The 12,692-nt window shown below is 62.5% G+C and carries 8 protein-coding genes; 3 read left to right on the forward strand and 5 right to left on the reverse strand.

The features are described from left to right. Positions 1-173: 173 nt before the first annotated feature. A complete protein-coding gene (locus tag AC3CBN_RS10280; RefSeq protein WP_488632935.1) occupies positions 174-2,303 on the reverse strand; it encodes a M13 family metallopeptidase in 2,130 nt (709 codons plus the stop codon). 605 nt (positions 2,304-2,908) lie between these two features. On the opposite strand from AC3CBN_RS10280, the gene AC3CBN_RS10285 reads away from it, so the two are divergent. Together AC3CBN_RS10285 and AC3CBN_RS10290 are read left to right on the forward strand one after the other, a co-directional pair. After that, a complete protein-coding gene (locus AC3CBN_RS10285) occupies positions 2,909-4,594 on the forward strand; it encodes a phospholipase C (protein ID WP_488632936.1) in 1,686 nt (561 codons plus the stop codon). Positions 4,595-4,668: 74 nt separating this feature from the next. After that, positions 4,669-6,276, forward strand: a complete 1,608-nt coding sequence (locus AC3CBN_RS10290; protein ID WP_488632937.1) for a multicopper oxidase family protein — start codon at positions 4,669-4,671, stop codon at positions 6,274-6,276. A gap of 135 nt (positions 6,277-6,411) precedes the next feature. On the opposite strand, the gene AC3CBN_RS10295 is transcribed toward AC3CBN_RS10290, so the two are convergent. From AC3CBN_RS10295 to AC3CBN_RS10305, 3 genes are all read right to left on the reverse strand, one after another. Then, positions 6,412-8,199 carry a M14 family metallopeptidase gene (locus tag AC3CBN_RS10295; RefSeq protein ID WP_488632938.1) on the reverse strand — a complete coding sequence of 596 codons (1,788 nt, stop codon included), beginning with the start codon at positions 8,197-8,199 and terminating at the stop codon, positions 6,412-6,414. Then, positions 8,196-8,870 (reverse strand): DUF502 domain-containing protein, encoded by a 675-nt coding sequence (locus tag AC3CBN_RS10300; RefSeq protein ID WP_488632939.1) that lies wholly within the window; start codon positions 8,868-8,870, stop codon positions 8,196-8,198. The genes AC3CBN_RS10295 and AC3CBN_RS10300 overlap by 4 nt, the downstream gene beginning before the upstream one ends. A gap of 106 nt (positions 8,871-8,976) precedes the next feature. Next, complete coding sequence (locus AC3CBN_RS10305; RefSeq protein WP_488636709.1) at positions 8,977-9,429, reverse strand: DUF4442 domain-containing protein; 453 nt, start codon at positions 9,427-9,429, stop codon at positions 8,977-8,979. 192 nt (positions 9,430-9,621) lie between these two features. On the opposite strand from AC3CBN_RS10305, the gene AC3CBN_RS10310 reads away from it, so the two are divergent. Then, positions 9,622-11,616, forward strand: coding sequence for a S9 family peptidase (locus AC3CBN_RS10310; protein ID WP_488632940.1), 1,995 nt, complete (start codon positions 9,622-9,624; stop codon positions 11,614-11,616). A 75-nt stretch (positions 11,617-11,691) separates the two neighbouring features. Here AC3CBN_RS10310 and trxA read toward each other — a convergent pair whose 3' ends face one another. Beyond that, on the reverse strand, positions 11,692-12,558 hold the full coding sequence (gene trxA / locus AC3CBN_RS10315) for a thioredoxin (RefSeq protein WP_488632941.1): 867 nt from the start codon (positions 12,556-12,558) through the stop codon (positions 11,692-11,694). Between the last annotated feature and the right edge of the window lie 134 nt (positions 12,559-12,692).

Here is a 12,692-nt window from a genome sequence, read left to right on the forward strand (position 1 = left end):
GCGCGCGACCGCGGAGTGTCTGCATCTCCTGCCATGTAGGTTTGTCGCGCACAGGGTGCGCTCCTACAGGTGTCATGAGGTGTCGTAAGAAAGCGAGCAAAAGAAAAGGCGCCGCGCATGAAGCACGGCGCCTTTCTTGTAACCGCTGATGTCGGAGCATCAGCAGTGGAGCATTACCAGATCTTCACCTGCTTGTCGCCCGAGCGGACCATGGTGTCGCCCGGCTTGCATTGGAACGCACTGGCGAACGTGTCCATGTTGGACGGCGCACCGATGGCACGCAGCGAAGCCGGTGCGTGCTCGTTGGTGTTGATCTGCAGGATCAGCTGCTTGTCGCGGATGTTGCCACGCCACACGCGGGCCCAGTTGAGGAAGAAGCGCTGGTCCTGGGTGTAGCCATCGATCTTCTCGCCGGCTTCCTGCGTATTCTGCTTCAGCGCCATCTGCAGCGCGTCGTAAGCAGAGTTGAGGCCGCCGAGGTCACCGATGTTCTCGCCCAGCGTCAGCTTGCCGTTGACGTGAATGTCCGGCTTGCCGGGAACCGGCGTGTAGTCGTTGAACTGCTGCACCAGCTTGTCGGTGCGAGCATCGAACTTCTGGCGATCGGCCTTGGTCCACCAGTTCAAGTTGTTGCCTTCGCCGTCGAACTGGCTGCCCTGGTCGTCGAAGCCGTGGCTGGCTTCATGGCCGATGACAGCACCAATACCGCCGTAGTTGATCGCGTCGTCGCCGTTGGCATAGAAGAACGGCGGCTGCAGGATCGCGGCCGGGAAGTTGATGGTGTTGTCGGTCGGGTTGTAATACGCATTGACCGTCTGCGGGGTCATGCCCCACTCGAGGCGGTCGGTCGGCTTGTTGATCTTGGACAGGTCGTAGTTGTAGTTGAACTTCGCCGCGGCCATCACGTTGCCGTAGTAGTCGCCCTGCTTGATGTCCAGGCCCGACCAGTCACGCCACTTGTCCGGATAGCCGATCTTGGGCAGGAACATGTCCCACTTGGCAATCGCCTTGGCCTTGGTCTCGTCGCTCATCCAGTCGAGATTCTGGATGCGAGCCTTCAGGGCGTTGCGCACGTTGTCGACCAGTTCCTTGGCACGGCTCTTGGCTTCGGGCGTGAACACCTTCGCCACGTACAGCTGACCCAGCGCCTCGCCCATCGACTCGTTCACGCCGCCGAGCACGCGCTTCCAGCGCGGCTTCTGCTCCGGCTGGCCGGCAAGTGTCTTGCCATAGAACTCGAACTTGTTGTCCTGGAAGGTCTTGCTCAGCAGCGGCGATGCGTCGTCGATGGTGTGGAAGCGCAGGTAGGCCTGCCACTGGTCAACCGGCCCGCTGGCCAGCAGCTTGTCGAACTCCGCCATGAACTTCGGCTGCGACAGCGAGAAGCCCTTGTCGACAGTCACGCCCTGCGCCTTGAAGAAATCTTCCCAGCTGAAATGCGGAGTGATCTTGTCGGCTTCCTTGACGCTCACGAAGTGGTATTCGTTGGCCGGATCGCGCAGTTCCACCGGCGACAGCGAGGCCTTGGCCAGTTCGGTTTCGAAGGCCAGCACCTGGTCGGCCTGCTTCTTCGCGTCGGCATCGGCCACGCCGGTCAGCGTAAGCGCCTTGGTGATATAGGCGACGTAGGCGTCGCGAATGTCCTTGTACTTCGGATCGAGGTAGTAGTCCTTCGTCGGCAGGCCCAGGCCCGCTTCCTGCGTATAACCGATCTGCATCTTGGCGTTCTTGAAGTCGGCGCCGGAGCCGAACTGGAACACCTGCATGTCACCCTGGGTGAAGCTGTTGGTGATGTAGCTGGCAACGTCCTTGCCGCTCTTCAGTGCGGCGATCGCGTCGAGCTTGGATTTGATCGGATCGAAGCTGGCTTTCTCGATGGCGGATTCGTCCATGCCCGAAGCGTACAGGTAGCCGATCTTCTGCTCGATCGAACCGGCCTTGGCGCTGGCGGAGTCCTTGGCGGCGGCGTCGACGATCTCATGCTGCGTGTTGAGGCTGTCGTCGGCCAGCTTGTCGAACGCGCCCCAGCGGGTGCGGTCGTTCGGGATCGGGTTGGCGGCAATCCACTTGCTGTTGACGAAGCCGTTGAAGTCCTGGCAAGCCTGGATGTTGTTGTCCAGCTCGCTGATGTCGAACACGCTCTTGGGCGCGGTCGAAGCGGCGGCAGTCGTGCTGGCTGCGGCAGGCGCGGTGCTGGCGGGGGCAGGGGCGGCCTTTTCGGCTTCCTCGTGCTTGCCACAGGCGCTGAGCGACAAGGCCAGGCTCACGGCGAGCGCAATGGGCTTCATGTACGGCTTGGTCATAGGATTCCCTCTGGTGGTTCGGCGCCCGCGTGGGCGGTCAATGATGGATGCGATCGCATCGGGCCTGAGCCCCTCGGTACCGCATTCATGACTTTTGAGGCTAGGCCGCAAGTCATGGTCAAGACAGTGTCAAAGGTCAGGGGGCGCCCTGCAACCAGCGCCGGTTAGGCCTGGGCGAAAGTGCTGTGCCACAAGGGCTTCGAGCCGGCGGACGGATGGGCTCGGAGACGCAGGGCGCTGAATCGCTATCGCTGCTGTATTAGTGATCAACATTGCGCTGGACGGGTTGCTTTGCTTGCCGTTGCCCGCTGCGTTGACGCGCAGTGTGTTGTTTGGTGTTGGGGTTCACGGCGCGCATACGGTTGAGGCGCATGAATCGGGCAGCGAATAGGGCAGTGTCGAGAGCCTTGCGAGAGTGTTGACCGGCTTGCGCAACGCGCTAATGGCTCATGCCTTGGCGCGTCTGCTCGCCAAAGCGATGAATTCCGGAAATCGCAGGAAAATGCGGCAATTTACTGTTATTCGGCTGTCACCTTGGCCGCCTATCGTCCGGGCTTCCAGCGCTTGAGGGGAAGCGTATCACCCGCGACCGTAGGGAGTCTTCCATGCGAAATCACCTCGCAGTTTGTCTTGCCGCGTGCATTCTTAGCCTTTCCGCAGTTTCGCTAGCGCAACTCCCCGTTCATGCCGAGACCGTGCCGGATTTTGGCGGCTGGCGTGGCAAGGACGTCCGGACGGCTACACCAATCAAGCATCTCGTAGTGATCTTCCAGGAGAACGTCTCCTTCGATCATTACTTTGGCACCTATCCCAACGCTGCGAACGCGCCGGGCGAGCCGACGTTCTATGCACGTCCGTTCACGCCCAAGATCAACGGCCTCACGGCGAGCCTGCTGAATCACAACCCGAACCAGGAGAACAGCGCCAACGGCAGCGGTGCGATCAATCCATTCCGGCTGTCCCGCGCGCAGTCGGCCACGGCCGACCAGGATCACGACTACGGTCCGGAACAGTCGGCATTCCATGGCGGTGCCATGGACCTGTTCCCGAAGTTCACCGGCACAGGCGAGACACTGCCGGGCGCGCCGGCCGATGAAAACGGCATTGGCCAGGTGATGGGCTACTACGACGGCAACACGGTCACCGCGCTGTGGAATTACGCGCAGTGGTTCGCCCTGAACGACAACAGCTACAACACCACCTTCGGCCCTTCCACGCCTGGCGCGCTCAACCTCATCTCCGGCCAGACCAACGGCATGACGCAGACGCTCAACGGCACCGGCGAAGAGATGGACGACGGACAGGGCGGCCTTACCCTGATCGGCGACGCCGACCCGGTCGGCGACGTCTGCTCGTCGCCCAGTGGCAACCAGGTGCAGATGAGCGGCCGCAACGTCGGCGACCTGCTGAATGATGCGGGCGTCACCTGGGGTTTCTTCGAAGGCGGCTTCGACCTCACCCAGGCAAACGCAAACGGCACTACCGGTTGCAAGCGCTCGACGCGGTCCACGGTGACCCAGACCACCAAGGCCGACTACATTCCGCACCACCAGCCGTTTCAGTACTACACCTCCACCGCTAACTTGACGCACGCGCGTCCGACCTCGGTGGCGAAGATCGGCCACCAGGGTGATGCGGGAAATCACCAGTACGATATGAGTGACTTTTACGCCGCCGTGAGCGCGCACAACTTCCCGGCCGTGAGCTTCCTCAAGGCGCCGGGCTACCAGGACGGGCACGCCGGCTATTCGGATCCGCTGGACGAACAGCAGTTCATCGTGCACGTGATCAACTTTCTGCAGCAGCAGCCGGAATGGCGCGATACCGCTGTGGTCATTGCTTACGACGATTCCGATGGCTGGTACGACCATCAGGCGGCGCCGCGCGTGAATGCCTCGGCCACGCCGGCCGATGCGCTCGATGGCGCAGGCGTGTGCCAGGCGCACGGCACCCTGGCGGGCACCAACAGCAACGGGAAACCGGTGCAGGGTCGTTGCGGCTACGGTCCGCGCCTGCCGCTGCTGGTGGTTTCGCCGTGGGCGCGCAGCAACCATGTCGATCACACGCTGACGGACCAGTCGTCGGTGTCACGCTTCATCGAGGACAACTGGTTGCACGGCAAGCGTCTTGGCGGTGGTTCGTTCGATGCCGTGGCGGGTTCGCTGGTACCCATGTTCGATTTCTTCCAGCCGTTCCCCGGGCATCGCGAGCTGCTGCTGGACGAGCAGACCGGCCAGCCGGTGAAGCAGCCAAAGCCGTGGGCCAGCCTGCCGCATACGCCGCACGGCTGAGCAGGCAACGCGTCATCAGCGCCCCGGACATTGTGCCGGGGCGCTTCGTCGTCCACGCAGGGAGACGCCCAAACTTGCATACCTCGCGTCGTCGTTTTCTTCAGGGTATCGGCTGGATCACCGGCGCCGGCATGCTGCGCGCGTGGGGCGCGCCGATGCACATGGCCATGCCGAAGAAAAGCAGCGGACTGTGCCAGCACACCATTGCCGACCAGACCTCAGTGCCACGCCTGCTCGATCCGGCGCATCTCACGCCATTCGTCGATACGTTGCCGCTGCCGCCGGTGTTGCGTCCATCGCATGGCGAGGTGCTGCGCATCGCGATGCGCGAGACCATGCAGCGTTTGCATCGCGACCTATCACCTACGCGCTTGTGGACGTACGGTGGCTCGTTGCCCGGTCCGACCATTGAGGCGCGCAGCGGCCACGCCGTTCACGTGGACTGGATCAACCAACTGCCGACGAAGCATTTCCTGCCGGTGGATCACCATATCTGCGGTGCCGAGGCCGATGTTCCCGAGGTGCGCAGTGTCGTACACGTGCATGGCGCACGCGTGCCCGCGTCCGAGGACGGCTTTCCCACCGACTGGTTCGTGCCCGGCCAGTCGCGTAGCCAGAACTACCCCAACGGGCAGGATGCCGCGACGCTGTGGTACCACGACCACACCATGGGCATCGAGCGATTGAATCTCTATGCCGGTATGTTCGGCATGTACCTGCTGCGCGACGAGCACGAACTGTCGCTGAAGTTGCCCTCAGGCGAGTTCGAATGGCCGCTGGTGTTGAGCGATCGTCTGCTGACCGAGGATGGCCAGCTCTACTATCCGGTCTCGGGCGTCAGCGACGCGCCGTGGGTGCCGGAGGTGTTCGGCAACGTCATGCTGGTGAACGGCGCCATCCTGCCGAGACTGGAGGTGCGTGCGCGTCGCTATCGGTTCCGTGTGCTCAACGCCGCCAATGGCCGCTTCTTCCGGCTGAGCCTGTGCGGGCAGCGACCTTTCCTGCAAATCGGCAGCGATCAGGGCCTGCTTGCAGCGCCGGTCAGGCAGACCAGCCTGTTCCTGGCGCCGGGTGAGCGCGCCGATCTGGTGATCGACTTCGCAGACATGGCGGGCAGCCAGATCGAACTGATGAACGACAGCCTGCCGCTGATGCGTTTCGACATCGCCACCGGCAACGAGCGTGACGACAGCCGCTTACCCGCGGTGCTGCGCGATGTGCCACGTATGGCGGAAAGTACGTCTACCCAGACGCGCGTGCTTACCATCGACGAGTACTCCGACTGCGTGTCCGAGCCCATGCTGATGCTGCTCGACGGCAAGCACTGGCACGATCCGGTGAGCGAGAAACCGCGGCTGGGCAGCACGGAAATCTGGAGCCTGGTGAACCTCACCGAGGACACACATCCAATCCATCTGCATCTGGTGCGTTTCCAGATCCTCGATCGTCGTCCGTTCGATATGGACGCCTATCTGGAATCGAAAACCCTGCGCTACATGGGGCCTGCGCAGCCGCCGCCGGCACACGAGGCCGGGTGGAAAGACACTGCGCAGGTATACCCCGGCATGGTGACGCGCTACATCATCAAGTTCGATGGCTACACCGGCCGCTACGTATGGCATTGCCACCTGCTGGAGCACGCTTCCAACGAGATGATGCGGCCGTTTGAAGTGGTGGCCTGAGGTCGCCATCCGTCATCCCTGCGAACGCAGGGATCCAGCGACTTCCGCCACATCCATGTAAAGACGCTGGATGACCAGCCCTTCGGCAGCGCGAAAAGCACCTCGCAGAAATGACGGGCCAAAGATGGCGCGACGTTATTGCAGGATTCCCTTCAATGCCGCCGCATCCAGCTTCACCACTGGATACGCGCCGACATGTTGCGCGCTGTACCACGGCGAATGCTCGAAGAAGAACATCAGCCGTGCCTCGGGGCTGGCCTTGAAGGCGGCATCCTCCTCAAGCTTCTTGTCGAACTCGGCCTTAAGCGCCGGGTCCTTCGCCAACATCTCGCGCGCCAGCTTCTCCAGCACGCGTGACTCGCCATATTCCTTGGGTTCGAAGATCGCGTTGAGGAAACCCCAGCGCAGCAGCGAATCCGGCGCCTGCGGTTCCAGCAGGTTGATGGCGACGTTGGCGCCGCGCTGGTTCATCGGCACGATCACCGAGCCGGCCGGCAGTTCCACGTCGCGCGTGGATTCGCTGAGCTGGAAGTCGCGCAGCATCAGGTGGCCTTCGAACGGCTTGCTGGCCCATTGCGGCTGGTCCAGTTGATAGGTGCCGACTTTCATCTTCATCGGCTTCGCGAGGCGCTGGTACGCAATGCCGTGGGCGTCGAGCTTGGCGATCACTTCGGTCCACTGCATGGGAATCGCGTAGGCAGCCGGCGGCGTGATCGAGAGATCTGGTAGCAGACCGTTCCAGTTGGGAATGGTGTAGCTCTGCTTGTGGCTTGGGTCGTACTGGATCCAGTCGCTGTTGGAAATATCGCTGTGCGTGATGCTGAACTTGTAGCTCTTGAATTCGTGTGGCTTGGACGCTGGGTCCTGCTTGAAGGTGACGGGAACGCTGGCATGCGCGTCAGTGGCGCGTGCGATCACATCGGCGTCGGCCTTGCGATTGGTGGCGAGCAGCGAGTCGGCATGCTGCGCCACTTGTTCAAGCGTCAGTTCGACCAGATCACGAGTGGCAACGACGCGGTTCTCATACGATTTCAGCATGTGCGTCTCGACCAGCAACGCCGGGCGATTCTGCAGCGCCACATAGCCGGTGGAGAAGCGCGGGCCGGAACCAAAGTTCTCGATACCCTTGCGCGGGTCGCGCCCGTCTTTAAGTTCCACGTAGATCGACTGCATGTGGCCGCGCCGATCGAACGCGGGCATCACCTTGTTGACGAACAGATCCTGCTGCCATGCGCTCACTGCCGCGTCGAGCTTGTGCGCATCTTCCATGTACCAGGTGAGGTCGTACTGGTAGTCCGAGCCGTCGGTGGTATGGATGTCCATGAACAGGTCGGGTTGCCAGCGCTGCCACAGCTTCAGCCAGTCGCGCATCTCTGGCGCATCGGCCTTGACGTAATCGCGGTTGAGATTGAGGTACTGCGACTGGCCGCGGAAGCCCATGCTCTCCGGCCCGTTCTGGTTGATGCGGTGGTAGGGCGAGGAGTTCTCGTGGCCGTCCACGCTGAACACGGGGATATAGACCAGCACCACCTTGTCGAGCAGGTGAGGCAGCTTGCCGGTGATGGCGAAGTCGCGCAGCAGCATCAGGCCCGCGTCCTTGCCTTCGATCTCACCTGGATGGATGCCTGCCTGCACCAGCACCACCGGCTTGCCCTTGGCGTGCGCCGCAGCGGGGTCGAACGTGCCATCACCGCTGGCAATCACCACCGTCATCGGGCGGCCTTCGGGCGAGGTGCCATAGGTTTCGACCTTGATCTTGCCTGGCGCCGCACTCGCGAGTCGCTGCAGGTAAGACACCGTGTCGCCATAGTTGGGCGTGGTGCGGAACTGCGAGGCTTCAGCGGGTGTGGTCCAGTCGGCGGCGTGCGTGTTCGTCATGGCAAGTCCCAGCAGACTCGAAACGAACAGGTGGTGCAGCTTCATGCAGTGTCCTGGTGGGCGTCGCGCAGGGCAGCGGGCGAGGCCGGCAAGGTATCAGGTGCCACGGCACCACCGGAAATGATGAAAGCCATGGCCTGATCCATGGTCCAGTCGGTGGGCGTGAGCTCATCAAGCGGCACCACTTCGAGGTAACCGCCAGTCGGATTGGGCGTGGTCGGGATGTACACCGCCGCCATCTCGCGGCCCGTGCCTTCCTCTGTCATTACGCGCGTGACGAAACCCACCACCTTCATGCCGCGACGCGGGAAATCGACCAGCACCACGCGCTGCACACCCGAAGGCTTCTGCTGCAACACAGCCATCAGCTTCTTGGTGCCGCCATAGATGGTCTGCACCAGCGGAATGCGTGCGAGCAGCGCATCGAACCCGTCGATCAGACGCTTGCCAATCATGCGGTTGGCCAGCCAGCCGATCCCGTAGAGCGCCACCAGAGTCAACAGAAGGGCCAGCACAAACAGGATCACAGCGCTGTTCAGTGCGGCCTCTGCCTTCGGTGACGTGGGCGAGAGCGAGGCGAGCATGGCTGACACTAGTGGCGCCCCGATGCCGGCCAGCATGCCCAGCACGAATTTGAACACGACCCACGTCACCCACAGCGGGATGACGGTGAGCAAACCGGTGAGCAGGTAGCGTTTGAGTCGCAGGCGCGGCATGTCAGTGAACCAGGGAAGGGAGGGCGGCATTGTAGGGTAGCTGCCGCGCCTGACATGGCCCAACGTGCAGAGGCGTCCCGCAGGGGCGGCCCCGATGGCGAAGCGCTCAGCGTGCCTTGGGCTTCAGCCGTACATACAGTTGCTTGCGCACTCGGGCCACGACATCGCCGCCTTTCGTCTTCACATCCACTTCGAACCAGCGCAGCACTTTCTCGCCGCCCGCAGCCGCGGTTCGCAGCTCGTCGACCACGGTGGTTGTCAGCACGAAGTGGGCGTAGACGTCTTCGCGTCCGGGCGACACGAAATCGATGGCACCGGCCTTGTCCCAGACAAAATAGTCGTTACCCAGCTGATGCATGGCCAGCAGCATCCAGAACGGATCGGTCATCGCAAACAGGTTGCCGCCGAACTGGGTGCGCACGTAGTTGCGGTTCCAGGGGCGCAGCCGCAGCACCACACGCACCTCCGACCAGTCCTCTGTCACCTGCTGCACGCGGATGCTGTTGAACAGGAACGGCGGCCACAGGTTCATCAGTCGTCGGAAGGTGGATGCGCGCATGGGCATGGCGGGGTCGATGGCGGGTCGTGCAGTATAGCTAAAACATACGTAAGCGTATGGTTCCTGCGCAGATCCTCCGGTCGCGCCGCATGAAAGCGCGGAAATGCCATGGTTCGCCTCGCGGGCGCTGGAATCCGTGCCTATACTCGCGCCCAGCGATGGCGCGAGGGGCGCCGCGCCACAGGGGGAAAGATGAAAAAGGGAATCCGGTGCGCAGCGTTCTGCGCGCTCAGCGTCTTGTCGTATCCGTTGTTCGCCGCGGACGTGTCGTTCGACGACCTCGCGCGCCATCTGCAGTACTCCGAGGTGAAGATTTCACCCGACGGCCGCCACATCGCAGCGACCACGGTGGTGAAGGACAAGCCGCTGCTGGCGTTGCTTGACCTCGACACCAAGAAGGGCGGCATGATCACGCCGCGCGAGGGCAACCAGATCCTCAGATTCTGGTGGGCGAACGACAATCGCGTGGTCTATACCGAGGGCACGAAGGTCTCCGGCTGGGATGAGCCGATGGCAACCGGCGAGATTTCCGCAGTCGATGCAGACGGCAGCAATCCCAAGATTCTCTTTGGCTACCGCGCGGGCAACAGCCCAGTGGCCAGCCACATCCAACGACAGGACGCGGAGCGCGCGTATGCAGAGGTGGTCGCCACGTTGCGTGACGATCCCAGGCATATCGTTATCGCCGTGTCGCCGTGGGACACGCTCGGCGAGGGTGCCTTCAAGGATCTTTACCTGCTCGACGTCAACGATGGGTCCAAACGTCCGCTGGGCAAGGCGCCTTTTCGCAACGCCGGATTTATCGTCGACCACCATGGCGGCGTACGCTTTGCCATAGGCGACGACAGCCACGCCTACCCCGTGGTGTATTACCGCGAGGGGAATGACAAGCCCTGGACGCAGCTGTACCAGGGAACTTCCAGCGCATCCGTGCAGGCGTGGCCAAGGACCTTCAATCGCGACGACAGCAAGGTCTATTTCGAGTGCTCGGCGCCAGGCAAGGTGGCCGCCCTTTGCGAGTGGGACGTCGCCACCCATAAAATGGGCGAGCCGGTATGGAGCAGTGCGGTCGTCGAATCACATAGGCTCGTGCACAGCCTCGATGGACTGGACGTGATCGGCGTGTACTCCGACCCAGGCGCACCGACCGCCGAGTCGATCGTTGCCGGTTCTGACGCCATGAAGGTGATCAGCACGCTCTCACGCGCGATGCCGGGTGAAAGCATTCGCATCGAATCCAGTTCGTCGGATGGCAGCAAGTCGATCGTGTTGGCTTATTCGTCGATGGACCCTGGCACGTACTACCTGTGGGACAACGCCACCGGCAAGGCGATGGCGCTGCTACAGCGCGCAAACTGGATCAACCCCAACAAGATGGCTGCCATGCAGCCGATCGAATTCAAGTCGCGCGACGGGCTCACCATCCACGGCTATCTCAGCATGCCTCCAGGCAAGGAAGAGGCCAAGCATCTTCCGATGGTGGTGTATGTTCACGGCGGCCCTTACGACGTCCGCGACTATTGGGGATACGACCAGGTTGTGCAGGCACTGGCCACCCACGGTTACGCAGTGCTGCAGGTGAACTTCCGTGGCTCGGGTGGTTACGGCAGCGACTTCGTATCTGCCGGCTACCACGAGTGGGGCGCCAAGATGCAGGACGACGTGACGGATGCGACCCAATGGGCTCTGCAGCAAGGCATTACCGTGCCTGGGCATGTGTGCATCTTCGGTATCAGCTACGGCGGCTATGCGGCGATCGAGGGGGCAGTGAAGGAGCCTGATCTCTACCGCTGCGCCATCGGACACTCAGGCGTGTACGACCTTGGCCTGGTGTTTTCGCGGGGTGACAACTCGCAGAGAACGTCCGCCAAGAACTTCTGGCGTGGCACGTTGGGCGAGGACGGGCAAGATCTGTCGTCGCGCTCACCGGTGAACCAGGTGGACCACCTGAAGGCCAGCATCATGTTGATCGCCGGCGGACAGGACGAACGCGTGCCGCCGGTTCATGCCGAACGCCTGCGGACCGCGCTTGAAAAGCGTGGCATCGGTTACGAGTGGCTCTACAAGCCGGGCGAAGGGCACGGCTTCTACGACGAGAAGAACAACGCGGAGATGTTTCAGCGCATCACGCAGTTCCTCGATCGCAATATCGGTCAGAGTGCCGGCCCTGCTGTCGGTTCGCCGTAACTCCCGCGCATAAGCGCAACAAAAAAAGGCGCTGCATCACCTGTTTGCGGTGATGCAGCGCCTTTTTTCTTCTGATCAGAACAGCAGCGAGGCCATGCGGCGGCGGTAGCGACCCACCAGTTCGGCGTCGTCCAGCGTGGTGAATGCGGCAAGCAGGCGCTTCTTCGCCTGGCCGTCATTCCAGTCGCGTGCCTTTTCCAGAATGGTGAGGAACTGTTCCAGGCCGGCCATGGCGTCGTCTTCCAGCAGTAGACGAACCCCGAGCAGATCGCGCGCAGCCCAGTCGCTGGCATCAGCCTGCACGCGCTGCTGAAGCTCCGGCAGCGAGGGTGCGCCCTTGAGTGCACGGGCGAGATCGAGCTGGCTGCGCAGGCGCACCGCGCGCGCATCGGTGGCGAGGTTGGCGGGCAGGGAAGCGAGTTCGGCCTCAGCGGCGTCGGCCTGGCCGGCACGCATCTGGGCAAGCGCGAGGTCGAGCTTCAGGTCGGTCTTGTCCGGTTCCGCGGCGATGGCTTGCTGGATGCGGTCGATGGCTTCTTCCGGCGACTCGGGAGCAGCGGCTTCGCTTTCGTCGTTGGCGGCACCATCCTGTGGCTGGATATGACGTGTGAGGAACTCGCGCAGCTGACCCTCAGGCAGGGCGCCGGCGAAACCGTCCACAATCTGGCCGTCCTTCACCAGCATCACGGTAGGAATGCTGCGAATGCCGAACATCCCGGCCAACTGCTGAGATTTGTCCACATCGACCTTGGCCAGGCGGAACGCACCGTTGAACTCGACGGCGAGCTTTTCCAGCATCGGGCCCAGTGTCTTGCAGGGGCCGCACCAGGTTGCCCAGAAATCCACAAGAATCGGGGTGATCAACGAGGCCTGCAGCACCTCAGCTTCGAAGTTTTCCTCGCGCACGTCGAAGACATGCGTATCGGCGGTCGTGGCACTCACTGGGAACTCCCATGGACGAATGCCCCACAGATCAGGGCAACGCCCAGCATATCAAGGGCTGCGGCTCTAACGCTCATGTCCGGAATGCCTGCGGAACGGGTGTCCAAGGACATATCGGCGTTTGACGCCGATAT

The sequence above is a fragment of the Dyella sp. OK584 genome (assembly GCF_057787755.1).